This is a genomic window from Hamadaea sp. NPDC051192 (assembly GCF_040682475.1).
Lineage (GTDB): Bacteria > Actinomycetota > Actinomycetes > Mycobacteriales > Micromonosporaceae > Hamadaea > Hamadaea flava.
Genome location: NZ_JBFBAZ010000041.1, coordinates 32989 through 58755, shown reverse-complemented (window position 1 = coordinate 58755; position 25767 = coordinate 32989). Strand labels below are relative to the sequence as shown.

Sequence of the window (25767 nt, the reverse complement as noted above, 5' to 3'; positions counted from 1 at the left end):
GCACAATGCGGTACATGGCATGGTGGCGTCGCCCGAGCTGCCCGGTACGCCCGGTGGAGCAGGAGTGGATCGAGCAGTCGCTGGACTGGTTCGTCGCCCAGTTCGGCCGCGTTCGGCTGCTCGGCGAGGTGGTGCTGCCGACCGACGAGTACTTCCCGGGTGTCTACCGCGGTACGCGGGACGACGTCCGAACCGTGGTCGGGCGGCTGTGCGAGCACATGGGCGTCGATCCGGGGCGCGTCACGATCGAGCACGGCGACGCCGATGACTCCGACGGCCTGGCGGCGCACGTTCCGGTGACCACACAGTCGTCCGGCGCGGCCGGCGACTACCGGCTGGAGAACGGCCGCTCGATCATCGGCATCCGCGACGACCAGGCGGCGAACCCGATGGCGCTGGTCGCGACGATCGCCCACGAATTGGGGCATCTGCTGCTGCTCGGGGATCAGCGGATCACGGCCGATCGGGCGGATCACGAGCCGCTCACCGATCTGCTCACCGTCTTCTTCGGCCTGGGGATCTTCACGGCGAACTCGGCCCTGGACAACCGGCGTGAAGTGCGCGGGGAGTACGCGTACCGGAGCACGAGCCGGCTCGGCTATCTCACCGAGCCGATGTACGGCTATGCCCTGGCCCGGTACGCCTGGCTGCGCGGCGAGCGGTCGCCGGGCTGGGCCAAGTACCTCGACACGAACCCACGCACCTTTCTGGACCGTGGACTGCGATACCTCCGCGCCGAACGCGCGGCGTGACGGGCCGGTGCTGCTCACCGGGTTACGGTGGGGGGATGACCGACCGGATCACGGCACGGCAATTCCACGACGCCGAAGGGGTCGGGGACTGGCGGGTACTTTTCGACGGGGCATGCGCGTACTTCGGCACGGGATCGTTCGCCACTGGGGTCGCCCTCGTCGCGGAGATCGGCCGGCTGGCCGACGAGGCGAATCACCATCCCGACGTCGACCTGCGCTATCCCGGCGTGACGGTACGCCTCTGGACGCACGACGTCGACGGCCTGAGTCATCGGGACGTGGCGTTGGCCCGGCAGATCTCGGCGGCCGCCCGGGACCTGGGCATCTCGGCCGACCCCGCTCCGTTGCAGTGCTACAACCTCACCGTCGACGCCCTCGTCCCGGTGAACGTGCGCCCGTTCTGGGCGGCGTTGCTCGGCTACCGCGCCGGTGCGGACGACGATCTCGTCGATCCCCGTGGACGTGGCCCGTCGGTGGGGTTCCAGATCATGGATACCGCCCGGACGCAGCGCAATCGCGTACACCTGGATGTCTCCGTGCCGCATGATCAGGCCGAGGCGCGGATCGCGGCCGCGCTCGCCGCGGGCGGGCGGATGGTGTCCACCGAGCACGCGCCGGCCTGGTGGGTCCTGGCGGACATGGAAGGCAACGAGGCGTGCGTCGCGACGTGGCAGGGCCGTGATTGACCCGCCGGACAGGTGATTTCGCCGATGCGCGGCGACCGGCTCCTTTAAAAGAATCGCATCTGTCAATATTTTCGGCTCGTCCGGCCAGCGCTCCCCCCACGGCCGGCGGGCCACTTCCCCCGGGAGGGCAGATGCACCTTCGCAGATCCCGGCTGCTGGCCATGTTGTCGCTGGCGCTGACTCTCGCGGTCGGCGCGGCCGTGGCGAGCCCGGCGCACGCGCTCAACCCGTACCAGCGGGGTCCGAACCCGACGGACGCGATCCTGCAGGCGAGCAGCGGTCCCTACGCGACCTCGTCGATCAGCGTGCCGTCCACCGTGAGCGGATTCGGCGGCGGCCGGATCTACTACCCGACGACCACGGCCGACGGGACGTTCGGCGGCATCGCCATCTCGCCGGGCTTCACCGCGACCTGGTCCAGCCTGTCCTGGCTCGGCCCGCGCCTGGCCTCGCACGGCTTCGTCGTGATCGGCATCGAGACCAACACCATCTACGACCAGCCGACCAGCCGGGGCCAACAGCTGCTCGCGGCGCTGGACTACCTGGTCAACACCAGTTCGGTGCGGACCCGCGTCGACTCGTCCCGGCTCGCGGTGGCCGGGCATTCGATGGGCGGCGGCGGTACGCTCTGGGCGGCGAACTCGCGACCCTCGTTGCAGGCGGCGATCCCGCTCGCACCGTGGAACACCGACAAGTCGTGGAGTGGCGTACGGGTGCCGACGCTGATCGTCGGCGGCCAGTCCGACACGGTCGCACCGGTCGCGACCCACTCGATTCCGTTCTACACCAGCATTCCGGCCGCGTCGGAGAAGGCGTACCTGGAGCTGCGCAGCGCCAGCCACTTCTTCCCGCAGACGGTCAACACGACCGTGGCGGTGTCGATGGTGTCCTGGCTCAAGCGGTACGTCGACGACGACACGCGCTACGACCCCTGGCTCTGCCCGGGGCCGTCGGGGCTGTCCGTGTCCGACTATCGCGACACCTGTCCGGCCTGATTCGGGCTTGACGCACACCGATAAGAACATCGATACGCGCATCGACGCAGCCGGGGTGCCCGCCCCGGCTGCTTCGCGTCGCCCTCTTCCCATGCCGTTACCTGTGGGTAACACTGGACCGCATGGTATTTGCATCGACAGTGCATGTATCTCGGTTGCGCGGCCGGAACCGGGAGGCCGACGCCATCGCCGGCCTCCTCGCGGGAGCCGCCGCCGGCCGAGGGGGCGCCCTGACGATCTGCGGCGAACTCGGGCTCGGCAAGTCGGCGCTGCTCGACCACGCTGGGCGTACGGCGACGGGGTTCGCCGTGCTGCGGACCGCCGGGGTGGCCGCCGAGGCGCATCTCCCGTACGCCGGACTCATCCGGCTGCTGGAACCGCTCGCCGGCGGCGTCGACCGGCTGGCCGACGAACACCAGCGCGCCGTACGCCGGGTGCTGCGCGGGGAGGGGAGTCCCGAAGCGGACCGGCTTCCCCTGCGCCTCGGCGTGCTGGCGCTGCTCGGCTCGGCGGGCCGCCCGGTGCTGTGCGGTGTGGACGACGCCGACCTGGTGGACCCGGCGACCGGCGACGTCCTGGCGTTCGTCGCCCGGCGGCTGAGCAACCGGCCGGTCGCGGCGCTGCTCACGACGAGCCGGCCCGTCGACGGCGTACGCACGCTCCGGCTCGCCGCCCTGGACTTCGCCGACAGCCAAGCCCTGGTCGCCGATCGGCTGGACCTCGTGGACGAGGCCGTCGCCGCGCACCTCGCCGAGATCGGCCACGGCAATCCGCAGGCCCTGGCCGACCTGGCCGAATCGCTCACCGCCGCGCAACGGGCCGGCGTCGCACCCCCGCCACGCGGACTACCCGGCGGTAGCCCGCTGCGGCAGGCGTACCGGGCGCGGGTGGAGAGTCTGCCGCCGGAGACCCGGGACCTGCTGCTCCTGGCGGCGACCGAGGAGGCGATGCACACCTCGACGCTCGCCCGCGCGGCCGAGGCGGCCGGTCTCGGGCTCGGCGCGCTCAGCCCGGCGGAACTGTCCGGAGTGGTACGCGTCGCCGACGGCGTGGTGACCTTCCCGCAGCCGCTCGTGCGGCTGACCGCGTACGAGCTGGCTCCGTCGGCCCGGCGCCGCGAAGCGCACCGGCTGCTGGCCGGACTGCTCGACCGGACGCCGGATCGGCTGCGCCGGGCGTTGCACCGGGCGGCGGCCGGGCACGCGCCCGATCCGGTCCTGGCGGCGGAACTGGCCGAAGCGGCCGCCGGCAACGTCCGGCCCGATGAGGCCGCCGTCGCCCTGGAACGAGCGGCCGACCTGGCCGGCGATCCGCAGACCACGGCGACCCATCTCGTCGCCGCCGCCCGGTCCGTGTGGCTGGCCGGCCGCCCGGCGTACGCCCGATGCCTGATCAGCCGCGTCCGGCGGGCCCTGGCCGACGTTGCGCGTACGCCGCAAGCCGACCGCGTCCTCGGCCAGACCGACCTGCTCCTCGGCGAGATCGAGCTGCGCTCCGGTGCTACGGCAGCAGCCCTCGACGCCCTGCTCGCGGCAGCCGACCGGCTCGCCGACGGTCATCGGGCGCTGGCCGTGAGCGTCCTCATGCGAGCGTCGGAGGCGGCCTGCTTCTCGGGCGAGTACCCCCGGATCGCGGAGGTCCGGGTGCGCGCCGAAGCCCTGCGACGACCGGACGACTCACTGCGACTGCGATTCGTGTTCGCGCAGATCGACGGGTTCGCCGCAACCTTCACCGGCCGGTTCGACCAGGCAGGTCCGGCCCTGCGCGACGCGATCGCACTCAGCGAACGGCTCGGCGAACCCGGGGCGCTGGCCGCGGCCGGGGCCGCCGCACTGTTGCTGGGCGACGACCACACCGCGTTGCGGGTGACCGAGCGGGCCTGTGTCTCGGCCGACGCTGCCGGCGACCGGGCCGTGCTGCCCGTGACGCTGGAGCTGATGGCGTACGCGCAGTTCTGGCTCGGCCGGCACGACGCGGTCCGGCCGACCTGCCTGGCCGGGCTGCGGGCGGCCCGCGCGGGCGGTCAGGAGAACTACGTCGGCGACCATCTCGGGCTGCTCGCCGTGCTGGCCGCCGTACGCGGCGAGACCGAGGAGTGCCGCCGGCGCCTCGGCCAGCTCCGGGCGCCGGTCGAGGCGGGTCGGGTCAGCCGCCCCCGCGTGCTGCGAGATTGGGCGTTGGCGGTGCTCGACCTGGCCGCCGGCCGATCGGCCGAAGCGCTGAGCCGGCTGGCGGGCATCGCCGACCCGGCCACCGGCCACGGGCACGTCGTCGTGCAGGTGCTGGCCACTCCGTGGCTGGTGGAGGCGGCCGCCCGGTGTGGTGCGGCCGACCTGGCCCGGCCCGCCTGGCAGGCGTACGAGCAGTGGGCGGAGCAGACGGGCGATCCGGCGCGCCGCGCGCTGGCCCGGCGCTGCCAGGCGTTGCTGGCCGAACGGGGCAGCCCCGAAGCCGAGGCGCACTTCCGGGCGGCGCTGGACCTGCACGCGGCGTCCGACGCCGACTTCGAACACGCCCACACCCAGCTGCTGTTCGGCCAGGAGCTGCGGCGTATGCGCCGGCCCCGGGACGCCCGCGAGCACCTGCACCGGGCGTGGGACCTGTTCCAGTCGACCGGCGCGGTCCACTGGACTGATCAGGTACGCGCCGAGCTGCGGGCGGCCGGCGAGCCCATCGCGACGCCCGCGCTCGACGCGTCGGCGGCGTTGACCGCGCAGCAGTTGCAGATCGCGCAGTTGGTGGCCGACGGAGCGACCAACCGGGAAGTCGCCGCTCAGCTGTTCATCAGTACACGTACCGTCGACCACCACATGCGCAACATCTTCCACCGGCTCGGCATCCGCTCCCGGACCGAACTCGTCCGGGCGTTGCACTAGAACATGCCGTGGGGGATCTCGGCGTCGTCGGGGACCGGCTGCACGACGTCCCAGTGCTCGACGATCTTGCCGTCGGCCAGCCGCCAGATGTCGACGACCGCGAGTTCCTCGTCGGGCGTGCTCATCCGGTAATGGAGGACGACCAGGTCGTCTTCGGCGATCACACGCTTGAGGTCGAGTTTCGCCCCAGCCACCGGCGCGGTCGCGATGTACGCGATGAACGCGTCCCGGCCGGAGGGGTTGCCCGGGCTGTGCTCGACGAAGTCCTCGTGCAGCAGGGTCCGGAGGATCTCGATGTTGCCGGCGGCGAACTCGGCGAAGCCGTGCAGGACCAGGTCCTTGGTGCTCTGTGTCATGCCGATCACGCTCGCAGCCGACCGCGTACGGGGTCTATTACCTCACAGGTAACCGGGAATAGGCCCCGGCCGATCGACGTTGCAGCGCACGTTCCATCAGGAAAGGGGAGTGCGATGAAGGTTCGCAGCTCATTGCGGTCGCTCAAGCAGAAGCCCGGTTCGGCCGTCGTCCGCCGGCACGGCAAGCTGCTCGTGATCAACAAGCGTGATGCGCGGCTGAAGGCCCGGCAGGGCTGACGCCGATCAGGGGCGGATGATCACCGCCTCGCGGAGTGTACGCAGAAACGCGGCCGCCTCCGCGTGCGACGGCTTGCCGTAGAAGACGCCGACACCCATGCTGCCGTGGTCGATCCACGCGCACAGCACGACGGCCTGCTTCTTGTCGTCCTTGCCGTCGCCGCACTTGAGCAGGCCGCCGAGTCGCCCCGCTGAGTAGTCGGCCACGTTACGCAGATCCGGCCCGGCCCCCTGAATCACCGACTTCAGGGTGCCGGCCGGATCCCAGATCAACCCGGTGCCGCCGAACGCGATCACGGAGCGGCTCGCGGTCCGCGGGTCGACGAATCGGTCGGCGAAGCTGTCGTCGACGTACTCGCTGGCCCGGATGCGGAACTTCGTCTCCTCGGCGATGAGGCGTACCAGGCCGTTGTCGTCCCGCTCGAATCCGGCCACAGTGGACGGAGTGGCGGCGATCCGGGACGGATACTCGCCACGGAGCGGCGCGGTGATCACCGCACAGGCGCCGCAGCAGATCAGACTCAGTACGGCGAACACCCCCAGCACCCACGGCCAGCGCCTGCGACGGCGTACCTCCACGACGATGACCTGTGGCGGAGGCGGTACCGGAGTTGGCACCGGCAGCGGCGGCGCAGCCGCCGTCGGAGGCAGCGGAAGCGTCGGGGGCATCGGCATCGGCAGCGGCGTCGTCGGCGGCGGGGGAACCGGAGCCGAGCCGTGCCAGGGGTCGGCGGCCGGTGGCAGCGGGGGATCGACCACGCGCACATTAAACCGCCCTCGGCCGTGGGCACACCAGTCAGGCATCGAGTTCGGTGAGCACCTCGCGTTCGTAGGTGGCCAAGGTGTCGACGAACAGCTTGCGTTGCGCCGGGGTCAACGGCTCCAGGGCCTTCCGCCAGGCCCGGGCGCCCTGCGAAAGCCAGGCGTCGATCGACGGCCGCCGGTGTTCGGTGATGCTGACGATGGTGCGCCGGCGGTCGGCGGGGTCGTCGGTCCGCTCGACGACTTCGCGTTTGCTCAACTCGGCGATCATCAGGCTCACGGTGGTCGGTGCGATCTCCAGCCGGCGGGCCAGCTCGCCGACCGTGAGGGGCCCGTCGAACAGCAGGTACGACAGCAGCGACAGGTGCCGGGGAGCGAGGGCGAGCGTCTGCAGCTCCTCGGGGATCCGGATGCGCTTGACCCGGCCCACCATCCGGGGCATGAGCAGCAACAAGGTCCGGATGCCGTCGTCGACGCTCAACCCCTCGGCCGGATCGGCCCGCTTCGCCGTTGACATAGCTTTGTCTCCAAAGTATTTTTGCTTTCAAAGCCAATTCTTTGCTTAGCTGAGCGTAGCGGCTCTGGGAGAGGCCAACCATGTCAACGCCCTTCGGCCAGGTCGACTCCGTGGCCGCCGCCCGCATTCGCGCGGCGGCACGACAGCTCGCCGATATCCACCGTGCCCTGCGCGAAGACCTCAAGCGAGTCCGCGTGGCCGCCCAGGCGTACGCGGACGGTGCTGGGGGTGAGCCGCTAGCGCTGCCCAACCGTTTAGCCGAACACTGCGTCGCGTTCTGCGAAGCGCTGCACGCGCACCACACCGGTGAGGACTCGCTGGCCTTTCCCTATCTCGACGCCACCGTGCCCGAGCTGCGGCCGGTGCTGTCCCGCCTCCGGCAAGAACACGTCGTCGTCGCGGATCATCTGCGTACGCTGCGGGGATTGCTCGACATCGGACATACCGACCCGGGCGCGCTGCTCGGCCGCCTGGACCGGTTGACCGCTGACCTCGACGAGCACTTCCGATACGAGGAGGAGCAGCTCGTCCCGGCCCTGCGAGCGCTCGACGCGTGAGACAGTGGGGGCATGCCTCTCGCGGAGACGGCGGACCGGCTCGCCCCGCTGCCGTTGCGGCATGCCGTCGGGGTGTACCGCGGATATCACTACAGTGGCCAGGCACCGGGCGTACACCGGGGGCTGCCGTCGCTGGGCGTCACCGTGGTGGTCAGCCTCGCCGCGCCGACCCTGGTCGCGTTGGACGCGGCCGAGACCCCACGCGGCTACGCGTCGCTCGCCTCGGGGATGACGGTCGGCCCCGCGTACATCCCGCATGACGGCGAGCAGTACGGCGTACAACTGGAATTGACTCCAGCTGGTGCCCGCGATCTGCTGGGGTTGCCCGCGGCGGCGCTCGCCGCGCTGGTCGTGCCGCTGCCGGAGCTGCTGGGCCGGGACGCGCGCGAGCTGATCGAGCGGATGGCCGAGGCGCCGGGCTGGCCGCAGCGATTCGACGTGCTGGACGAGGTCCTGACGCGTCGCCTGGGCCGCGTTCGCGAGCGTGACCCGGCGGCCGAGGTCGCGCACGCCTGGGACGCCATCGTCACGCGTGCCGGCGCGGTACGCGTGGACGCGCTGGCCGCCGAGGTCGGCTGGAGCCGTCGGCACCTGTCGGCCCGGTTCGCCGCCGAGTTCGGGGTGTCGCCGAAGGACGCGGCCCGCATCGCGCGGTTCGACCGTTCGCATCGGCTGTTGCGGAGTGAGCAGCGGCTGTCGCTGGCCGAGATCGCCGCCAGGTGCGGCTACTACGACCAGCCGCACCTGGATCGGGAGTGGCGCGCCCTCGCCGGTGCCGCACCGACGGCCTGGCTGGCCGAGGAGAACCTGCCACTGCGCCCGCTGGACTGAGTTCCCATTCGTCCAAGCCTGGCCGCCGGCGATGCGGCAGGGTGAAGGCATGAGCGAGATCAAGACGGCCGTGTGGCCGGTGTTGCGTTACCAGGACGGGACCGCCGCGATCCGGTTCCTCGTCGAGGCGTTCGGCTTCACCGAGAAAGCCGTGTACCCGGGCCACGGCGGGGTGATCGACCACGCCGAGCTGACCTGGCACCACGGCGGCGGGGTGATGCTGTCGAGCCGGTCGGCCGAGGGCGACGAGGTGCGGACGTCACCCGGCACCGGGTCGGTGTACCTGGTCACCGACCAGCCGGACCTGCTGCACGACCGGGCGGTCGCGGCCGGGGCGAAGATCGTGCGCGGACTGCGCGACGAGGACTACGGCTCGCGAGGGTTCACCGCCCGTGATCCCGAAGGCGTCCTGTGGAGCTTCGGCACATACGCGGGCGAACCCGACTGATCATCTCCACCGGGGACCGGTTCCACCCCTGGTTCCACCCAGGTTCCACCCGTGGGTTGGAGCCTTTCGGCGTGCGGATTTCTACCGTCAAGATCATGAATTACGCGCAGATCCTGCTCATCGCCGCACTCCTCGTGTGGACCTTGGTCCGCCGGATGGCCGGGCAACCCGTCCAGAGCACGCGCATGGTCCTCGTTCCGATCGGTGTGACGATCCTGGGCGTGTCCGAGCTCGGCTCCGGGCATCTGCCGGTGGCGGACGTGCTGCTCCTGTCGGTGCAGGCGGCGCTGTCGATCGGGCTCGGCCTCGCCCGAGGCGCGTCCCTCCAGGTGTTCCTGCGGGACGGCGTCGCCTGGTGCCGCTATCGCCGGCTCACCCTCGGGCTGTGGGTGGCCACGATCGGCGTACGCGTCGTGTTCGCGGTCGTCGCCGGAGCGTTCCGGTCGGGTGGGGCCGCCTCCGGCATGCCGTCGCTGTTGATCGGGCTCGGCGTCGGGCTGCTGGCCGAAACGGCGATCGTGCTCTTCCGGGTCACCTCGAACGAGCTGCCGATGGCGCCCGACGGCCGGGCGGGGCGCGCGGACCGCCGTCAGACCATCCTGTAGAACAATGATCATGGACTGGCGGTACGCCCAGGGTCCGCGGTGGTTCACGACCCTCCGCGGCCTGGTCATCATGGGGCTGCTCACTGCGGGCTCCGTGAGTAACGCTCCCGCCGGTCCGGTCCCCTTCACCGTTGCCGTCCTCGTCGTGGTGGTACTCGGCTGGCTCGCCTGGCTGGTCCGGCCGGACAGCGAACGATGGCTGTTCGCCGGTCTGGCCGCGGTCGGGCTCGGCGGCGTCGTCCTGTCGGTGACGCCGAACGGGGTGGCCTTCTCGTTTGTGGTCGTGGCGGCGATCCGCTCCGCCCGCCGGCTGCGGCCCGAGTACTCGCTGATGGTCACCGTGGGTCTCGGGGTCCTCTTCGCCGTGGCGTGCCTGCTCACCGGGCGCGAGTCCATCCTGCTGACCGGCGGACTCGGCATCCTCGCGATCTGCGAGCTGGCCGGGCTCGCCCGGCGGCAGAGCGACCAACTGCGCGAGCAGAGCCAGCTGGCCCGGGCCGAACAGGCGCGGGCCGAGGCGCTGGCCCAACGCGCCCAACTGGCCCGCGAGGTCCACGACGTGCTCGCCCACTCGCTCGGCGCGCTCAGCGTGCAACTCGAATCGGCCGACGCGCTGCTCGAACACGGCCGCGCGGAGCAGGCTCGGGAGGCGGTCGGCAAGGCCGGTCGGCTGGCCCGCGACGGTCTCGCCGAGACCCGCCGCGCGATCGGCGTGCTGCGCGGTGACACGGTCCCGCTTTCCCAGCTGGTACGCGATCTCGCCGCCGCGCACGAGGCTCCTGTGACGGTATGCGTGGACGGCGACGAGGTTCCGCTGGTCCCGCAGGTGTCGCTCGCGCTCTACCGCACCGTGCAGGAGTCGCTGACCAACACCCGCAAGTACGCCCCCGGCGCGACCGTGACCGTCCAGCTGACCTATTCGGCGCAGCAGGTCGAGGTGACCGTGACCGACACCGGGGCGGGCCGGCCCACCGGACAGCTGGCCACGACCGGCGGCGGCTACGGCCTGACCGGGCTGCGGGAACGAGCCGAGCTGCTGGGCGGCGTCTGCACGGCGGGTCCCCGCGACGGCGGCTGGGCGGTCGATGTCAGGATTCCCCTGTGATCAAGGTGGTGGTGGCCGACGACCAGACGACGATCCGGGAAGCGCTCGCCCTGATGCTGGACCTGTTCGACCACTTCGAGGTGGTCGGCACGGCCGCCGACGGCGCCGAGGCGGTCCGGCTGGTCGCCGAGCACAGAGCCGACGTCGTCCTGATGGATCTGCGGATGCCGGGCACCGACGGGGTCACCGCCACCGCACGTCTGCGGCACGAGCATCCGGCCACCCGTGTCGTGGTGCTGACCACCTACTCCGACGACGCCGACGTGCTCGCCGGGCTGCGGGCCGGGGCCACGGGATATCTCACCAAGGACGCCACCCGAAACCAGATAGCGCAGGCGATCCGGGCCGCCGCCGAGGGCACGTCCGTCCTCGACCCCGAGGTCAGCCGCAAGCTGCTCGCCGCGGCCGGAGACGCGCCGGCGGCGTACCCGGGGGAGCTGCCCGACGGGCTGAGCGCCCGGGAGGCGGAGGTGCTGACGCTCATCGCGGCCGGCCTGGCGAACCGGGAGATCGCCGCCCGGCTCTTCGTCACCGAGGCGACGGTGAAGTCGCACATCAACCGGCTCTTCGCCAAGATCGGGGTGACCGACCGGGCGCAGGCGGTCCGGTACGCGTACCGGCACGGGCTGGCCGCCCCGGATTAAGGTGCAACCGGATCGGGCTCTGGGGCGTGTCGTGTTGGTATGGACTTCGGGGACTTCTACCAGACGACATCGCGCCGGACCCTACGGTACGCGTACGGGCTGACCGGGAATCTGCAGCAGGCCCAGGACGTGACGCAGGAGGCGTACACCCGGGCCTGGCAGCGGTGGCGGCAGGTCAGCGGATACGACGACGCCGAGGCCTGGCTGCGCGTCGTCGTCACCCGGCTCGTCCAGGACTGGTGGCGGCATCTCGGCGTACGCCGCCGCATCCGGCTGGAGCCGATGCTGCCGCTGCCCGCCCCGTCGGAGGACACCGTCCTGCTCACGACGGCGCTCAAGCAACTGCCCCCGGCGCAGCGGCAGGCGTTGGCGTTGCACTACCTCCTCGACCTGTCGGTCGCCCAGATCGCCGCCGAGACCGGGGTCAGCGAAGGCACCGTGAAGTCGTGGCTGTCCCGGGGGCGGGCGGGGCTGGCCGACAGCCTCCGGGAGGAGGCCGACGCCGCCGGCCTGCGCGACGCCGGGCAGATCGTCGAGGTCGGCCGCCGCCGACGGCGTACCAAGGCGATCGCGACGGCGACCGCCGCGGGACTGGCCGTGATCGCGGTCGTGACCCTCGCGGTGGCCGTGGTCCGCGGCGCGCGGCACGACCAGCCGGTAAACCCGAGCCCCAGCACTACCGTCCATTCGCTGCGACGACTTGGTGAGCCGCTGCCCGGGTCGGCGGGCGGTGACGTGCAGGCGACCATCGTCGGGGGACGGTTGTTCGTGGCCGTCGCCGACGCGCACGCGTTGACGGTGACCGCCCTGGACAGCGGCACCGGGCGGCAGGTGTGGCAGCGGCAGGTGCCGGGCCGGCACGACTCGATCGGCGGCATCGTGGCGTCAGACGGTTTCGTCGTGGTGTACGACGCGACGACGCCCGACGACGGCAACGGCGTCATCTCCAACCAGATGAGCGTCCTCAACCCCGATACCGGCGAGCTGTGGTGGCAACGAGAGTTCGCGGATCCCGACGGCAACGGCGAGCAGCTCGGCGAGGTTTCGATGGGCTCGACCCGGGAGGTCGCGCTGATCGGCGACATGGAGAGCGGCAAGCTGACCGCGGTGAACTGGCGTACTGGAACGGTTCGCTGGACCCTGCCCGGCGACGGCTCACGCACGATCGCCGAAATCGCCCAGCGCGAGGACGGCTACTCAGGCTTCGGCGATGGCGAGTACGACACCACTGCCGCGACGTCGGTGCTCCGGTTGAGCCCGTCCGGGGAACTGCGGAGGTACTCGCTGGCGAACGGCCAGTGGACCGAAGGCTGGAAATCGGTGCCCTACTCGAAGTCGACAGCCTATCTGGCCTACGGCGGCCGCCTGTATCTCACGACGGATTCCCAGCTGACGACCTTTCCCTTGTGGGACAACGGAAGCGGACCGATCGTCAGCTATACCGCGAACCCGTACGCCGCGGGTACGCGGGAGACGCACAGGCTGTGGAACCTGACCCCGTGCGGTGGGGACGCCATGTGCCTGATCGACGGCGGCAATCCGGAGGAGGAGCGCGGCCGCAATCCGTATGAGCTGGTCGCGATCCACGCGGGAGGTACGGTGAACCGTGTGGCGCTCGACTGGGACACGTTCATCAACACGACGGGTCCCTATGTGCTGCCGTCGAGTGGGGGTCTCTTCGATTCCGCGCTGCGCCCGATCGCGCCGCAGGGTCAGCGGACGGCTTGGCCGGTGCCGACCGGCACGGGCCAGGTGCTGCTGGTGGACCGCCGGGCCACCGAGCAAAGACGCTGGGAGCAGACGGCGTTGACGCTGTTCGACCCGGTCACTGCACGGGCGACGTCGCTGGGCACGATCGCCGCGGACGCCAGCTGGATCGCCACCGCCCCCGGCCGCCTGGCCGTTCTCACCGAAGCCGGCGTCGCGCTGTACGCGTACTAACGCTCGTGATAGATGCAGATCACGGTTACGCACGCCTCCACCGGCGGTTTCGGCCTGCGTAACCGTGATCTGCAGGGAGTCGCCTGTGTGCGGGCTGGGGTTGGCTGCCTATGCTGAGGCGATGGTCACCGAGACCGTCCTCTCGCTGCCGTTCGACGGCCGCTGGCTGGTGCAGAACAGCCCAGCCCGGCGTGTGCCCAGCCACGGAACCGATCTGCTGGGTGAGCGTTACGCCATCGACTTCGTCGGCGTCGACGATCGTCATCGCACAGCGGATCGCACCGATTGGCGTACGGTGCTCAGCACCGAACCTCCGGAACGGTTCGTGTCCTTCGGCCGCCCGATCCTGGCCCCGGTGGACGGCATCGTCGTCGGAACACACGACGGCGAAGCCGACCATGAGGCCCGGCGATCGCAACTGGCCCTGATCCCGTACGCGTTGAGCCAGGCCGCCCGGCTACGCCAGGGCGTCGGAGCGATCGCAGGCAACCACGTGATCCTCGAACTTCGCGGGGGCGGCCTCTACGCGGCACTGGTGCACCTGCGGGCCGGCTCCTTCCGCGTCGCGCCCGGTGATCGCGTCACCACCGGGCAGCCGCTCGGGGAGTGCGGAAACTCCGGCAACTCGACGCAGCCGCACTTGCACATCCAACTGATGGACGACCTCGACCTGAGCCGGGCGCGCGGCGTGCCGATGGTCTTCCGGGACTTCCGCGAGTGGCCACGCCAAGGTGAGCCGGTTGTCCGCGATCGCGGTATGCCCGCGGAGGGCTCCGTCGTCGCGCCGGCCCGGGCAGACTCCGGCTAGCGACGTCGGAGCCTGCGGCTCGAGCGACCAGGGCGAGGCGGCCCGCCCCTGGGTTGGAGCCAGATCAGGGATGTGGGTCGAATCTTGGTCCAAGATTCGACCTGGAACCCTGATCCAGCGCCTAGCACGCAGCGGCCAGCGAGGGCAGCGACGGCCCGGGGAAAGGAGTGGGGCGCCCCGCTGGCAGGCGGGACGCCCCGGGAAACGGACCGTCAGCTCCCGGTGATCTGGAACTGCGATCCCGGCTGGATGACGATGTTGCCGTCGGCGTTGCCGGTGCAGGTGACGTTGCTGAGCACCGCGTTGCCGCGTGCCCCGCCCATCGCGAGGATTCCGGCGCCGTTGACCGACCCCTGTACGCGTACGTTGGTGATCTTCACGTTCGGCATGCTGCCGCCGCCCGTCTTGAACTGGATCCCGTCGTACGTCGAGTCGTAGATCTCGGTGTCGCGGATGGTCACCCCGACGATGTCGGTGGTCGACGCGAACAGGGTGATCGCGCCGAACTCCTGCGCCTCGCCCCAGAACACGCCGCCGGCCCGGTAGAGGGCGTTGTTGGCGACGGTCGTCGTCCCCGAGAACGGCAGCGGGCTGTGGTCGGTCGCCAGCATGATCCCCGGATAGTTCATGGTGTCGAAGATCAGGTTGTTCTCGATGGTGTTGCCGTAGCCGCCGTAGATCGCCGCGCCGTTGGCCCGCCACGGCAGCTGGATCGTGTTGTTGGTGAAGTGGTTGTCGTGGCCGATGTCCACCGACTGGTCCTTGACGTACGGGTTGGCCCAGACCGCCAGGGAGTCGTCGCCGGTGGTGCGGAACGACGAGTTGAACACCGTCGAGTTGCGGGTGCCGTTGGAGAAGTTGATCCCGTCGGCGTACGTGTCGCGGATGCGCATCCCGCTGAACTGGAGCCCGTCACCGGGGTTCCAGTACGCCGGGGTGTCGGAGTAGTCGCGGCCGACCCAGGCGCCGACGTTGACGTGCTCGATCCAGAGGTTGGCGACCTTGGTGTTCTTGCCGAACCGGCCGTTGAGGCCGTGGCCGCGGTTGGCCCGGTTCGTCGTCATCCCGAAGATCGCCAGGTCGGACAGCTGCACGTTGTCGTCGATGTCGAAGCCGACGTTGCCCTCGTGCGGGTGGTTGATGTTGCCGACCACGTTCTGCGGTTCGGTGTTCGTGTAGAGCGTGGTGTACCACATGCCCGCGCCCTTGATCACCGCGTTGCGGATGCCCTTCTGGTTGTACTGGTTACGGGTCGGGTCGGGGGACAGGATCTTCTGCTCCTGCCGCCATTGCCCGGCCGGGATCCACACGCAGCTGATCACGCCGTTCTCGTCGTCGGTCACCGCGCGCTGGATCGCGCTGGTGTCGTCGAGCCCGTCGTTGGGGATCGCGCCGTACTGGGTGATCGAGGTGCACTCGGCCGGCTTGGTCAGCTCCGGCGCGACCTGCTCGAGGTCGATGAAGTCGACGATGTAGAAGGTCGCGGTGTCACCGGAATCCCGCTGGAGCCGGAACTTCGTCCCCGGTGGGTAGCTCGCCGGCAGCAGCGCGTGCGACTCGTCGAACAACCGGCGGGCGTTGGCCTGCGGCGAGTTCGACAGGCTCTCGGTGTCGTCGGTGGTGCCGTAGAGCCAGCTGTTGCGGGACGAGAGGGTGATCTTCTGGGCGAAGGCCCCGTTGATGTAGAGGCTGAGCGTCCGGTCGATGCCGCCGCCGCTCGGGGCGTCCGGGATCGAGTTGCGGACGACGATCGAGTTCGCCTGGTTCGTGGCGGTGAACTCGACGTACTGGCCCGCGTTGTCCAGGCGTACCGACTGCCGGCCGGAGGACTCGGTGGCGAAGTTGGTGTGCCCGAAGGTCCGCAGCGGATCGGCCGTCAGCAGGGTGCCCGAGTAGGACGCCGATTCGGCCTCGTACTCGGTGTAGGGCAGGGCCGCGCCCCGGCCGACCACGATGGCCTGGGAGAACAAGTTGTTGGTCTCGTTCGTCTCGGTCACCACGCCGGTGGCGTCCGCGGTCGCCGTGATCGTGGCGCCGCCCGCGGTCGCCGTCCAGGTGCCGGTCACCGGCACGGTGACGGTCGCGCCCGCCCCGACCGACGCGGTGTTCGTGTTCAGCGTCGTCCCGGCGACGGTCAGCCGGGTCACGCTCGTGACGCCGGTCGCGGTGGTGCCGCGGTTCTTCAGCGTGACAGTGAAGGAGACCGCTTGCCCGGCCGCCGGGTTCGCCGGATTCGGGGCGATCCCGAGCACCTGCAGATCCGGGCCGGGCGCCTGCGCCACCACCATGCTGGTCGCGTTGGCGGCGCTGTTGTTGCCCTCGTTCTTCTCGAACACCGTGTTCGCCGGATCGACTGTGGCGCTGACGGCGTACGTGCCCATCGCCAGGGTGCCGACGCTGACGCTGACCGGTGCGGAACCGCCGGCTCCGATAGCCGGAACGGTGACCGTCGCCTTCTGCGTACCGTTGAGGGCGAAGGCCAGCGTCGTGGCGGCCGAGGCCAGGTCCCCGGTGTTGGTCACCGTCGCCGACAGGCTCACGCTGCTCGTCTCGTCCGGCGACGCGGGGCTCCAGGCCACGGTGGACACCGTCAGGTCCGGGTTCGGCGCGGCCGTGCCGCACACCTCCAGCTCCGCGACCTGGCCAGACGCCGCCCCGGTGTTCGCGGTGAAGCGCAGCCGGATATCCGCGGTGGTCGCGGTCACCGGCACGGTCACGGTGTTCACGCCTTGCCCGAAGTTGTACGCCGCCGCAGCGACCAGTGACGTGTAGGTGGTCGACGCCTGATCGCGGCCGAGCACCTGGAACGTCTGGGAGCGCGTACCCCAGGCCGAGTCGGGGTTGAGCTTGACCGTGACCGACGAGACGGCGTGGTTGGCGCCCAGCGCGACGGTCAGATCCTGCGGGTAGGACGCCGAGCCCTCCCAGTAGGTCGTGACGTTGCCGTCGGTGGCCTTGTCCGGGGTGAACGTGAAGACCGAACCGGTCGCGGTCACCGGCTTGTTCAGTGCGACGTTCGAGCACGCCGGCGGCTGATGCCCGGTACGCGTGACCGTGTTGCTGTTGCCGGACAGGTTCCCAGCACCATCGCGGGCGCGTACGTAGTACGAGACCGTGGCGGTGGTCGGCTGAGTGTCCTGATAGGTCAGCACCGAGCCGAGCGTGGCGATGGCGGAGCCGTCCCGATACACGGTGTACCCGGCCAAGCCGCTGCCGCCGGAGTCGGTGGACGCGCCCCAGGTCAGCGTGATCGTCGTGCCCGACTCGGCGTACGCCAAGGTTCCGGGGACCGTCGGCGCGGTGGTGTCCGGGCTCGTCCCCGTACGCGTTACGGTGTTGCTGTTGGCCGAGACGTTCCCGGCGTTGTCCCGCGCGCGTACGTAGTAGGAGACGGTGGCCGTCGTCGGCTGGGTGTCCTGCCAGGTCGTGACCTGTCCGACGGTCGCGGCGAGGCTGCCGTCGCGGAAGACGTCGTACCCGGCCAGGCCGCTGCCGATGTCGGTGGACGCGCCCCAGGCCAGGGTGATCGTCGTGCCGGACTGCGTGAAGGACAGCGTGCCCGGCACGGTCGGCGGCGCGTCGTCGACCACGCCCGCGCTGTAGACCTCCAGCTCCGACAGCTGCCCGGCGGGCCAGCCGGTGTTCGCGGTGATCCGCACCCGGACGTAGCGGGCCGACACCGCGGTGAAGCTGATGGTCACCGAGTTGGCGGCCACCGACGGGTCGAAGGCGTACGCCGCCGACGCCTTCGCGGTGCTGTAGGCGGTGCCGTCCGTGCTCGTCTCGATCGACAGCGTCTGGGTACGCGTACCCCAGGTCGGCGGCAGCTTCAGCACGACCTTGCCGACCGAGACGGCCGAGCCGAGGTCGACGCCGGCCCACTGCGGGAAGGCGTTGTTCGCGCTCTCCCAGTAGGTGGCCGGGTTGCCGTCGACGACGTTGCCGGCGCCGTACACGTCGGCGTGGCCGCTCTCGGTGGTGGGCCGGCCCTGGGCCAGGTTGGTCGCCGACGTCGAGGTCCCGTAGACCTCCAGTTCGGACAGTTGCGCGGCGGCCCATCCGGTGTTGGCCGTGATGACGACGCGGACGTAGCGGGTCGACGCCACGGCGAAGGTGACGGTCACCGTGTTGCCGCTCGCCGGGTCGAAGGCGTACGCCGCCGACGGCTTGATGTCGGCGAAGCTCGTCCCGTTGGTGCTGCCCTGCACGGCCAAGGTCTGCGAGCGTGCGCCCCAGCCGGTGGGGAGCTTGAGGACGACCTGGTCGATGCTCGTGACGCTGCCCAGGTCGAGCTGGGCCCATTGCGGGAAGGCGCCGTTGCTCTCCCAGTAGCTGGCCGCGTTGCCGTCGTTGAGGTTGCCGGCCGCGTACGCGCCGTTGGCGCTGCTCGCGGATGCGGTCTTGCCGAGCGAGAGGTTCGGGCCGCCGGCGGCCTGCGCGGCCGGCGTCCAGCTCACGGTGGCCAGGGCGAGCGTGGCGACGACCGTTGTCGCCAAGCTGCGGAGAAGTCGTCTCATCAGTGTCCCTCCACTGTGCCGGTCTTGCGGCTCAGCTGTCACGGTTCGAACATCGAGTTGTCGAAATATTGCACTGATTGAGGCGAGAGGTTACCGAAGCGCCATCGGGGCGTCAACAGCCCGAAACACGTGCACGACAAAGGCGGTGGACCCCGGGTCTCGGGGTCCACCGCCGTCAGTCGTGGGGGCTGGAGTTACCTCGCCGAACGGTCCTCGTCGGCCTGGTTCTCGTCCGCCGGGTCGCCATCGCGGCCGCGCAGGGTGTCGCGAATGTCGTCGCCGGCCTGGCCCAGCTTCGCCTTGGCCTGCTCGGCCAGGCCTTCGGCTTGGAGGCTGTGGTTGTCGGTCGCGTCGCCGACCTTCTCCTTGGCCTTGCCGATCAGCTCTTCGGCCTTGTGCTTGGCGTTGTCCACGGTTCCCATGAAGTGCTCCTTCCTGAGTGCTCCCGGTACGGGGGATATGCCCTCGGAAGGCGCGCGCTAATCGTCGTATGGATCACGCGCGGCGACGTCGCGCAGCCACTCCGGTCGGATACCCACCGCGTCGGGCTGCTCGCCCCATTCGCAGGCGGGTCCGGCGTACGCGTCGATGTCGAGGGTGGACGTCGACGGGTCGGCCGCGTACCGCTCGAGGTCGTCGGCGTACCGCAGGAGCAGCTCCGTCCACGAGGGAGCGAGCACGTCCCACGTGGTGCACTCCGGGTCGACGCGGAACACCTGACCAGGCGTGCCGCCCTGGGGCGGGTCGAGGTCGAGCAGCCACCACACGTCGCCGTTCATGGTGCCGACGGGCACCCGGTTCTCGCCGGTCAAGGTCGGCCGCACCGCCCCGCTCACCCGGATCGTCTTGTCGTCGATCTGGTACGCCAGCACGCCGGGGTCGGTCCAGAGCGGATCGTCGTCGGAGCCATCGCGCCACATCCGAGTCGCCTCGACGATCTCGGCCGCCGGGTAGAGCAGGTCGAGCGGGACGGCGCTGGGCTTGGCCCACTCGGTCCCGTCGTGGACGCGCAGGCTCGCCTGGAAGTCGGGCGGCAACGGCAGTCCCAGGGCCGCCTCGACCGCGTCGATCTCCGCCTCGGTCGCGGGCGGCCGCAGCGTCGGCACCGTCTCCGGCAGTACGCGAGCCAAGGCGGCCTCGATCCGCGCCCATGCCTCGGTGACGATCTGGCCAGCGTCGGGATGTGTCACGACGGGCAGTCTAGGCCGGGTCATCCTGCTCGGCAGCGGTCGTGCCGCGACCTACGGAGCTGGCGGGCCTGGTCCGGCCCGCCAGCTGAGGCGTACTAGGCCGGGCGGCGCCACAGGGCCGGCAGCCCGGCGGAGAACACCGCGAGGACCAGGCATGCTCCGACGGTCGCGGCCAGCGTGCCCCACGGGATCGTCATCGGCACCGGCGCACCGATCTGGGCTGACAGCCCCCGGGCCAGCGCCGCCAACGCGGCCAGGGCGACGCCGATGCCGAGCCCGCCGCCCACGAGCACGACCGCCGACGTCTCGGCGCTCAGCATCCCGAGCACCTGGGCCCGGGTCGCGCCGGACAGCCGCAGCAGGCGCAGATCCGCCGCCCGGGCCGCGCTCGCCATGATCATGGTGTTGGCCACCGCGAGCAGCCCGAAGCCGGCCGAGACGCCGATCAGGATCACCGTGAACACCCACACCAACCGGTCGTCCTCGTCAGCGTCGGCGCGTGCGTACGCCGGCCCGGTGAGTTCCCGCGCGCCGAGCCCGCCCAGCTCACTGCCGACCTGATTCCGGAAGACCGCCGTCGTCAACGCCGATGGGTCCAGCGCCCGGACGACGGTCCGATCGAGCAGGATGCCCGCCGGAGCCGGGCCGTCGCTCAGCACCGCCGCCACCAGCACCGAATACCGCCGTCCGTCCGCGGCGGTCACCGGATACGAGCCGCCGAGCGTCCACCCTTCCTGGTCGGCGAACGCGGTCGTGATCGCTGCCGCGAGGGGTGCATCGGCGGCCGCCGGTTGATGGATCGCGGGCAGGTCGCCTGCCCCCACGGTGAACAGCGTGTCCTCGGCAGGGCTGATCCCCGCTGCGGGCACCGGCTCCGGCCCGGCGTACAAGGTGGTGGGCAATGTGGACAGTCCACCGGCGGCGGTGACGGCGGCGTCGGACAGACCCGGCGTGCCGGCGGGGACCACGACGGCGGCCGCTCCGGCGTCGGCGACCCGGCCGATGCCGTAGGAGGCGGTGGAGGTCTTCACCATGCCACCGACGAGGACGGCGAAGGCCACGCAGAGCAGGATCGGCGCGGCCGTCGACGCAGTACGCCGAGCGGCGGTGCGGGTGTGCTGGCGGACCAGGAGCGCCGTCGCGCCACGGCCCCGGGCGAACGGGGCGGTCAGCAGCCGGACGGCGGGCGGCAGGATCGCCGGAGCGAGCAGGCTGCCGGCCGTCGTCAACGCCATCGCCGCGTACAAGGCGTAGGAGCCGAGATCGGGCCCGGACGCGCCGGTGGCGGCGACACCGAAGAGCACCGCGACGGCGAGTGCGGCCAGTCCGGCCAGCCACCGCAGGCGGCTCATCGGCCGATCGTCCAATGCGGCCTCACGCAGCGCGTCGAGCGGGCTGACCCGGGCCGCCCGCCACGCGGCGGCGACCGCTCCGGCCAGCGCGACCAGTACTCCGGCAGCGAGCGCCGCGAGCGGAACCCACAGCCGGTACGCGACCGTGAACGTCGGCGGCTCGAACCCGGTACGCACCAGCCACCGGGCAACCGGAGCGGTCACCGCCAGCCCCACCGGTACGCCGGCCAGCCCACCGGCGAGCCCGAGGAGCAGCACCTCACCGCGGATCATCCGGCGGACCTGCCGGGGCAGCGCGCCCAGCAGCCGGAACAGGGCGAGTTCCCGATGCCGGCGGCGGGTCGCGAAGGCGAACGCGGACGCGACGATGAACACGGAGACGAAGGCCGCCAACGCCGAGACGGCCAGCAGGACCTGCAGACCGATCCAGCGCGTACGGGCGTCGGCAGGCGGTTCCACGGCGGCCCGCCCGTCGCCGTGCAGCACCTGACCGTCCCCGCCGACCAGCGCTGCCACTGCTTCGAGGTCGACGGCTTTCGTGGTGAGCACGCCGATGAGGCGTACGCCGCCCGCCCGGTCGCGGGCCAGCTCGTCGCTCACCCACAGCCCTGGGCCGTCGGCCGTCCCTGAGACGGTGAACTTCTCCGGACCCCGGGCAGTCAGCAGGGTCACCGCCGACCCGGGCGCGATCCCGAGCCCGCTGTCCACGACGACCTCGGCCGAGCCGGCGGGGGCGCGACCTTCGCGGAGGGCGTACCCGCCGAGGGCGGCAGCCGACCAGCCGGACGCGCCCTGGGCGTCGCCGGTCGGCACCCCGTCGCGCAGCAGTTGGGCGTAGAACCGATGCTCGGCGACGGTGGTGCGTACGCCGTCGATCCGGCTCAACCGAGCGGCCAACGCGTCGGCGTCCTCGGCGGACCACGGCCGCGGCTCGGTGAACGCCTCCGGATCGGACGGCGGGATCGGGCGTACCAGCACGGGTGCGGCTGCGTACCGGCTGGGCGAGACGGGGTGGGCCGAGGCGAGCAGCAGCCCGCAGACGGTCAGCACGGCGACCGCGATCGTGAGGGTGAGCACGGTGCCGAGCAGGCTGCGCCACCGCTGGCGCAATGAGGCCAGCGCGATCATGCCCGCACCGCCGCCTGGACGAGCCGGGCCGCGATCTGCGCGGGACCGGCGCCGGTGATCTCGTCGACGAGCCGCCCGTCGGCCAGCACGAGGACGCGATCGGCGGCCGCCGCCGCGACCGGATCGTGGGTCACCATCACGACCGTCTGATCATGGGTCTCGACCAGGCGTCGCAGCGCGGCCAGGACGACGCCGGAGCTGACGCTGTCCAGCGCGCCGGTCGGCTCGTCGGCGTACAGGACGGCCGGGCGGGTGATCAGGGCCCGGGCCAGTGCCACCCGCTGCTGCTCACCGCCGGACAGTTGGGCCGGATAGTGCCCGGCCCGATCGGCCAGCCCCACCTCGGTGAGCGCGCGGGTCACCTCGGCCGGATCGAGGGCGCGCCGGGCCAGCCGGTGCGGCAGGCCCACGTTCTGCGCGGCGGTCAGCGCCCCGACCAGGTTGTACGCCTGGAACACGAACCCGATCCGGTCGCGCCGCAGCAGCGTACGGGCGTGCTCGGACAGCCCGGCCAGCTCGGCGTCGCCGATGGTGATCGTGCCGCTGTCAGCGGTGTCGAGGCCGGCGGCGCAGTGCAGCAGCGTCGACTTGCCCGAGCCGGAGGCACCCATGACGGCGGTGAAGCTGCCCGCCGTGAACTCGGCGCTCACCCCGTCGAGCGCCGTCACCGTGGCGGAGCCGGTTCCATACGTCTTGCGGACCGCCGTCAGGCGGACCGTCACCGTGGATGTCATGACCACACTTCACCGTGCGCGGGGTGCCCGGCGCACTGGTGCGTGAGCGAGGATCAGGACTACACCCAGCACTACTGTGCCCGGTGTTTACGCAGGTTAGGGTTCGTGCCGTGAACCCTCGCACCGCCCTGGCCGCCGCCGCCTCGCCGCCGTGGCGACTGGCGCGCTCGGCCTGGCCCTGGCGATCGCTGGCCTACCTGCTGACCGGGCTCGTCCCGGCCGCCCTGCCGCTGGCGCTGCTGGCCGGCATCGAGCTGCTGCGGCCGGAGTTGACCGAGCTGGTCGGCCTGCTGCTGGTGGCCCTGGTGATCGTGGCGGCCGCCGGTCCGGTGCTGGCCGGGTTCGAGCGGTGGCGGCTGCGCCTGGTCGACGCCCGGCCGCTGCCCGCCCGGCCGCCTCTCCGGCTCGCCGAGCCCGGTCTGTGGCGCGAGCTCGGGTACGCCGTCCTCGGCGCGTGCGTCGCCTGGTGCCTCGACCTGGCCGTCATCGGGCTGTCGCTGTTCCCGCCGTTGCTGCTGCTGTCGGCCCCGCTCCAGCCCTCGGACGCGTCAGCCGAGCTGTCGGCCGCCCCGGCGATGCGGACGGTCCTGTTCGTGGCCGGGCTCATCCTGCTGCCGCTGACGGCGTACCCGATCACGGCGTGGGCCGGGGCCCGGGCGGCGATCGCCCGCGCCGTGCTGGCCCCGGCCGACCCCGACCTCGCCGATGAACTCGTCGAGGTGATGCGGTCCCGCGTACGCCTCGTCGACGGATTCGACTCCGAACGGCGGCGCATCGAACGCGACCTGCACGACGGCGCGCAGCAACGCCTCGTCGCACTGAGCATGACGCTCGGCCTGACCCGGTTGCGGCTCGCCGACGACCATCCGGCCGCCGCTCTGCTCGATCAGGCCCGGGAGCAGACCGCCCAGGCCCAGGCCGAGCTGCGCGAGCTGATCCGGGGCGTGCATCCGCAGATCCTCAGCGACCGCGGGCTGGCCGCCGCACTGCGCGACGTGGCGGGGCGCTCACCCATCCCGGTCGACCTGCAGCTTCGGCTGGACGGGCGGTTGCCCGCCCCGGTGGAGATCACCGCGTACTTCGCGGTGTCGGAGGCGTTGACGAACCTGGTACGGCACAGCGGCGCGTCGGCCGGTGTGGTGGCGGCGTCGGTGCACGGCGGCCGCCTCGTGGTGGAGGTCTCCGACGACGGGACCGGCGGAGCCGACCCGGACCGGGGCACCGGCCTGACCGGGCTGGCCGACCGCGCGGCCACCGTCGGCGGGCGGCTGCTGCTGGCCAGCCCGGCCGGCGGCCCGACCCTGCTGCGGGTGGAGCTGCCGTGCGAGCGCTGACGATCGTGCTCGCCGAGGACTCCGTGCTGTTGCGCGAAGGACTCACCAGCCTGTTGCGGCACTTCGGGCACGACGTCGTGGCGGCGGTCGGCGACGCCGACGCGTTGCGCCGCGAGGCGGTGGATCGGCAGCCGGACGTCGTCGTCACCGACGTACGCATGCCGCCCGGGTTCAGCGACGAAGGACTCCGCGCCGCGCTGGCTCTGCGCGCCGAGCGGCCCGAGCTGCCGATCCTGGTGCTCAGCCAATACGTCGAGCAGACGTACGCGACCGAGCTGATCGACGCGGGCCGCGCGGCGGGCACCGGTTACCTGCTCAAGGACCGGGTCGGCGAGGTGGCCGAGTTCGTCGACGCGCTCGCCCGGGTCGCCGACGGCCACACCGTCATCGACCCGGAGGTGGTCCGGCAACTCCTGGACCGCCGCCGCGACCCGGTACGCCGCCTGACGCCCCGCGAACGGGAGGTGCTGGGCCTGGTCGCCGAAGGCCGGTCCAACGCGGCCATCGCCCGTCGCCTCGTCGTGACCGAAGCCGCGGTCGCCAAGCACATCGCCGGGATCCTGACCAAACTCGACCTGCCGCCGGACGCCGACGACCATCGCCGGGTGCTCGCCGTGCTCGCGTACCTGCGCGCCTGACCCGCCGGCGTTCGCCGTGGCCGGGAGTCAGCCCGCGAACGGCGGCAGGACGGCGAAGCGCGGGTCCACTGTGACCTGAGCGGCCAGCTGCGCCATCACTTGCCGGACCCGGGTCAGTGGATGCTGCGGGAACTGCGGGTCGTACGCCGGGCTGTCCGCCACGTGCGAGGGCAGGCCGCCGTCGCCGTCGGGACCGTACGGGTGGGGATGGAAGTACGCCGTCGGCCCGACCTGGGCCATCACGAGCGCTTCCCGCATGCCGGTGGTGCCCTCTTCAGCGGCCTGGACGCGCAGCACGGCGCTGCACCGGGACTTGGGCAGGATGTAGCTGCCGAGGAACGCCTGTCCGTGCTCCTGATGCTGCAGCTTCACCTTCACGACCTGGCGCAGGGCGGGCTGCCCGCCCAGCGGTACGACGTCGGCCTCGATCAGCGCTCCACCTTCCTGCGCCGCCAACCTCGCCAGCCCGCGCCGCAGCGACGGCAGGTCGTGCAGCGGGGCCGGCAGATCCGGCACGAGTCCGAAGAAGACGGGCTGGACGATGATGCGCTCGCCGTTGGCCCAGGTGTCTTCGGCGACGGGTGCGAAGCCGGGCAGGAGGAACTGCTGAAAGGGGTGCATGTGACGGGATGCTGCCAGATCTTGGCCCGCCGCCGTGCACGGGCCGCCCTTGACATGTGGACGTAGGTCTATCATTCTCTGCGAGAGAGCGCTCTCCAGCATGATCCACCGGTTTCCCGACCGGTCGTCCCCG

Annotated in this window: 24 protein-coding genes; 15 read left to right on the top strand and 9 right to left on the bottom strand. The window is 71.5% G+C overall.

Annotated features, from left to right (window positions below; translation table 11 throughout):
- The first annotated feature begins 14 nt into the window (after nucleotides 1–14).
- The 4 genes from AB0M47_RS19370 (at nucleotide 15) to AB0M47_RS19355 (ending at nucleotide 5309) form a co-directional block, all read left to right on the top strand.
- Nucleotides 15–752 carry a hypothetical protein gene (locus AB0M47_RS19370; protein WP_363415271.1) on the top strand — a complete coding sequence of 246 codons (738 nt, stop codon included), beginning with the start codon at nucleotides 15–17 and terminating at the stop codon, nucleotides 750–752.
- 35 nt (nucleotides 753–787) lie between these two features.
- Nucleotides 788–1438: a VOC family protein gene (locus AB0M47_RS19365; RefSeq protein ID WP_363415268.1), complete on the top strand. Its 651-nt coding sequence runs from the start codon at nucleotides 788–790 to the stop codon at nucleotides 1436–1438.
- 131 nt (nucleotides 1439–1569) lie between these two features.
- The gene (locus AB0M47_RS19360; RefSeq protein ID WP_363415265.1) at nucleotides 1570–2433 is read left to right on the top strand and encodes an alpha/beta hydrolase; all 864 of its coding nucleotides are present in this window, start codon (nucleotides 1570–1572) and stop codon (nucleotides 2431–2433) included.
- A 122-nt stretch (nucleotides 2434–2555) separates the two neighbouring features.
- Nucleotides 2556–5309: a LuxR C-terminal-related transcriptional regulator gene (locus tag AB0M47_RS19355; RefSeq protein ID WP_363415262.1), complete on the top strand. Its 2754-nt coding sequence runs from the start codon at nucleotides 2556–2558 to the stop codon at nucleotides 5307–5309.
- Here AB0M47_RS19355 and AB0M47_RS19350 read toward each other — a convergent pair.
- Nucleotides 5306–5665, bottom strand: coding sequence for a nuclear transport factor 2 family protein (locus AB0M47_RS19350; protein WP_363415259.1), 360 nt, complete (start codon nucleotides 5663–5665; stop codon nucleotides 5306–5308). The two genes, AB0M47_RS19355 and AB0M47_RS19350, sit on opposite strands and share 4 nt — an antisense overlap.
- A 114-nt stretch (nucleotides 5666–5779) precedes the next feature.
- On the opposite strand from AB0M47_RS19350, the gene AB0M47_RS19345 reads away from it, so the two are divergent.
- On the top strand, nucleotides 5780–5902 hold the full coding sequence (locus AB0M47_RS19345) for a ribosomal protein bL36 (RefSeq protein ID WP_363415256.1): 123 nt from the start codon (nucleotides 5780–5782) through the stop codon (nucleotides 5900–5902).
- A 6-nt stretch (nucleotides 5903–5908) separates the two neighbouring features.
- Here AB0M47_RS19345 and AB0M47_RS19340 read toward each other — a convergent pair whose 3' ends face one another.
- Both AB0M47_RS19340 and AB0M47_RS19335 read right to left on the bottom strand, forming a co-directional pair.
- Nucleotides 5909–6661, bottom strand: coding sequence for a hypothetical protein (locus AB0M47_RS19340; protein WP_363415253.1), 753 nt, complete (start codon nucleotides 6659–6661; stop codon nucleotides 5909–5911).
- Between the two features lie 37 nt (nucleotides 6662–6698).
- Nucleotides 6699–7181 (bottom strand): MarR family transcriptional regulator, encoded by a 483-nt coding sequence (locus tag AB0M47_RS19335; RefSeq protein ID WP_363415251.1) that lies wholly within the window; start codon nucleotides 7179–7181, stop codon nucleotides 6699–6701.
- Between the two features lie 80 nt (nucleotides 7182–7261).
- Between AB0M47_RS19335 and AB0M47_RS19330 the strand changes: the two genes are divergently transcribed.
- The 8 genes from AB0M47_RS19330 to AB0M47_RS19295 all read left to right on the top strand — a co-directional run bounded on the left by AB0M47_RS19330 (nucleotide 7262) and on the right by AB0M47_RS19295 (nucleotide 14120).
- Nucleotides 7262–7738: a hemerythrin domain-containing protein gene (locus tag AB0M47_RS19330; RefSeq protein ID WP_363415248.1), complete on the top strand. Its 477-nt coding sequence runs from the start codon at nucleotides 7262–7264 to the stop codon at nucleotides 7736–7738.
- Nucleotides 7739–7750: 12 nt separating this feature from the next.
- A complete protein-coding gene (locus tag AB0M47_RS19325; RefSeq protein ID WP_363415245.1) occupies nucleotides 7751–8569 on the top strand; it encodes a helix-turn-helix domain-containing protein in 819 nt (272 codons plus the stop codon).
- Between the two features lie 49 nt (nucleotides 8570–8618).
- Nucleotides 8619–9017: a VOC family protein gene (locus tag AB0M47_RS19320; protein ID WP_363415242.1), complete on the top strand. Its 399-nt coding sequence runs from the start codon at nucleotides 8619–8621 to the stop codon at nucleotides 9015–9017.
- A gap of 95 nt (nucleotides 9018–9112) precedes the next feature.
- A complete protein-coding gene (locus tag AB0M47_RS19315) occupies nucleotides 9113–9622 on the top strand; it encodes a hypothetical protein (protein WP_363415239.1) in 510 nt (169 codons plus the stop codon).
- A 4-nt stretch (nucleotides 9623–9626) separates the two neighbouring features.
- Nucleotides 9627–10727, top strand: a complete 1101-nt coding sequence (locus tag AB0M47_RS19310) for a histidine kinase (RefSeq protein ID WP_363415236.1) — start codon at nucleotides 9627–9629, stop codon at nucleotides 10725–10727.
- Nucleotides 10724–11371, top strand: coding sequence for a response regulator transcription factor (locus AB0M47_RS19305; protein WP_363415233.1), 648 nt, complete (start codon nucleotides 10724–10726; stop codon nucleotides 11369–11371). Before AB0M47_RS19310 ends, AB0M47_RS19305 begins: the two co-directional genes overlap by 4 nt.
- Nucleotides 11372–11410: 39 nt before the next feature.
- On the top strand, nucleotides 11411–13312 hold the full coding sequence (locus AB0M47_RS19300) for a sigma-70 family RNA polymerase sigma factor (RefSeq protein ID WP_363415230.1): 1902 nt from the start codon (nucleotides 11411–11413) through the stop codon (nucleotides 13310–13312).
- Nucleotides 13313–13433: 121 nt separating this feature from the next.
- Nucleotides 13434–14120: a M23 family metallopeptidase gene (locus AB0M47_RS19295; RefSeq protein WP_363415227.1), complete on the top strand. Its 687-nt coding sequence runs from the start codon at nucleotides 13434–13436 to the stop codon at nucleotides 14118–14120.
- A gap of 212 nt (nucleotides 14121–14332) precedes the next feature.
- Here AB0M47_RS19295 and AB0M47_RS19290 read toward each other — a convergent pair whose 3' ends face one another.
- The 5 genes from AB0M47_RS19290 to AB0M47_RS19270 all read right to left on the bottom strand — a co-directional run bounded on the left by AB0M47_RS19290 (nucleotide 14333) and on the right by AB0M47_RS19270 (nucleotide 23041).
- Nucleotides 14333–18637: a discoidin domain-containing protein gene (locus tag AB0M47_RS19290; protein WP_363415224.1), complete on the bottom strand. Its 4305-nt coding sequence runs from the start codon at nucleotides 18635–18637 to the stop codon at nucleotides 14333–14335.
- Nucleotides 18638–18831: 194 nt separating this feature from the next.
- A complete protein-coding gene (locus AB0M47_RS19285; RefSeq protein ID WP_363415221.1) occupies nucleotides 18832–19059 on the bottom strand; it encodes a CsbD family protein in 228 nt (75 codons plus the stop codon).
- Between the two features lie 57 nt (nucleotides 19060–19116).
- Nucleotides 19117–19827 (bottom strand): SMI1/KNR4 family protein, encoded by a 711-nt coding sequence (locus AB0M47_RS19280; RefSeq protein WP_363415218.1) that lies wholly within the window; start codon nucleotides 19825–19827, stop codon nucleotides 19117–19119.
- A 95-nt stretch (nucleotides 19828–19922) separates the two neighbouring features.
- Complete coding sequence (locus AB0M47_RS19275; protein ID WP_363415216.1) at nucleotides 19923–22307, bottom strand: FtsX-like permease family protein; 2385 nt, start codon at nucleotides 22305–22307, stop codon at nucleotides 19923–19925.
- On the bottom strand, nucleotides 22304–23041 hold the full coding sequence (locus AB0M47_RS19270) for an ABC transporter ATP-binding protein (protein WP_363415213.1): 738 nt from the start codon (nucleotides 23039–23041) through the stop codon (nucleotides 22304–22306). Before AB0M47_RS19270 ends, AB0M47_RS19275 begins: the two co-directional genes overlap by 4 nt.
- A 110-nt stretch (nucleotides 23042–23151) precedes the next feature.
- On the opposite strand from AB0M47_RS19270, the gene AB0M47_RS19265 reads away from it, so the two are divergent.
- Nucleotides 23152–24375 (top strand): histidine kinase, encoded by a 1224-nt coding sequence (locus tag AB0M47_RS19265; RefSeq protein ID WP_363415210.1) that lies wholly within the window; start codon nucleotides 23152–23154, stop codon nucleotides 24373–24375.
- Nucleotides 24363–25013, top strand: a complete 651-nt coding sequence (locus AB0M47_RS19260) for a response regulator transcription factor (protein ID WP_363415208.1) — start codon at nucleotides 24363–24365, stop codon at nucleotides 25011–25013. Before AB0M47_RS19265 ends, AB0M47_RS19260 begins: the two co-directional genes overlap by 13 nt.
- Before the next feature lie 27 nt (nucleotides 25014–25040).
- Here the strand turns inward: AB0M47_RS19260 and AB0M47_RS19255 are convergent, their stop codons facing one another.
- Entirely contained in the window at nucleotides 25041–25634 is a 594-nt protein-coding gene (locus tag AB0M47_RS19255; protein WP_363415205.1) for a hypothetical protein, read from the bottom strand.
- Between the last annotated feature and the right edge of the window lie 133 nt (nucleotides 25635–25767).

Bases quoted from the DNA above. Each gene is read 5' to 3' on its own strand.
- AB0M47_RS19370 (WP_363415271.1), top strand. From the start codon at position 15: ATGGCATGGTGGCGTCGCCCGAGCTGCCCGGTACGCCCGGTGGAGCAG.
- AB0M47_RS19365 (WP_363415268.1), top strand. From the start codon at position 788: ATGACCGACCGGATCACGGCACGGCAATTCCACGACGCCGAAGGGGTC.
- AB0M47_RS19360 (WP_363415265.1), top strand. From the start codon at position 1,570: ATGCACCTTCGCAGATCCCGGCTGCTGGCCATGTTGTCGCTGGCGCTG.
- AB0M47_RS19355 (WP_363415262.1), top strand. From the start codon at position 2,556: ATGGTATTTGCATCGACAGTGCATGTATCTCGGTTGCGCGGCCGGAAC.
- AB0M47_RS19350 (WP_363415259.1), bottom strand. From the start codon at position 5,665: ATGACACAGAGCACCAAGGACCTGGTCCTGCACGGCTTCGCCGAGTTC.
- AB0M47_RS19345 (WP_363415256.1), top strand. From the start codon at position 5,780: ATGAAGGTTCGCAGCTCATTGCGGTCGCTCAAGCAGAAGCCCGGTTCG.
- AB0M47_RS19335 (WP_363415251.1), bottom strand. From the start codon at position 7,181: ATGTCAACGGCGAAGCGGGCCGATCCGGCCGAGGGGTTGAGCGTCGAC.
- AB0M47_RS19330 (WP_363415248.1), top strand. From the start codon at position 7,262: ATGTCAACGCCCTTCGGCCAGGTCGACTCCGTGGCCGCCGCCCGCATT.
- AB0M47_RS19325 (WP_363415245.1), top strand. From the start codon at position 7,751: ATGCCTCTCGCGGAGACGGCGGACCGGCTCGCCCCGCTGCCGTTGCGG.
- AB0M47_RS19320 (WP_363415242.1), top strand. From the start codon at position 8,619: ATGAGCGAGATCAAGACGGCCGTGTGGCCGGTGTTGCGTTACCAGGAC.
- AB0M47_RS19315 (WP_363415239.1), top strand. From the start codon at position 9,113: ATGAATTACGCGCAGATCCTGCTCATCGCCGCACTCCTCGTGTGGACC.
- AB0M47_RS19310 (WP_363415236.1), top strand. From the start codon at position 9,627: ATGATCATGGACTGGCGGTACGCCCAGGGTCCGCGGTGGTTCACGACC.
- AB0M47_RS19300 (WP_363415230.1), top strand. From the start codon at position 11,411: ATGGACTTCGGGGACTTCTACCAGACGACATCGCGCCGGACCCTACGG.
- AB0M47_RS19295 (WP_363415227.1), top strand. From the start codon at position 13,434: ATGGTCACCGAGACCGTCCTCTCGCTGCCGTTCGACGGCCGCTGGCTG.
- AB0M47_RS19290 (WP_363415224.1), bottom strand. From the start codon at position 18,637: ATGAGACGACTTCTCCGCAGCTTGGCGACAACGGTCGTCGCCACGCTC.
- AB0M47_RS19285 (WP_363415221.1), bottom strand. From the start codon at position 19,059: ATGGGAACCGTGGACAACGCCAAGCACAAGGCCGAAGAGCTGATCGGC.
- AB0M47_RS19275 (WP_363415216.1), bottom strand. From the start codon at position 22,307: ATGATCGCGCTGGCCTCATTGCGCCAGCGGTGGCGCAGCCTGCTCGGC.
- AB0M47_RS19270 (WP_363415213.1), bottom strand. From the start codon at position 23,041: ATGACATCCACGGTGACGGTCCGCCTGACGGCGGTCCGCAAGACGTAT.
- AB0M47_RS19255 (WP_363415205.1), bottom strand. From the start codon at position 25,634: ATGCACCCCTTTCAGCAGTTCCTCCTGCCCGGCTTCGCACCCGTCGCC.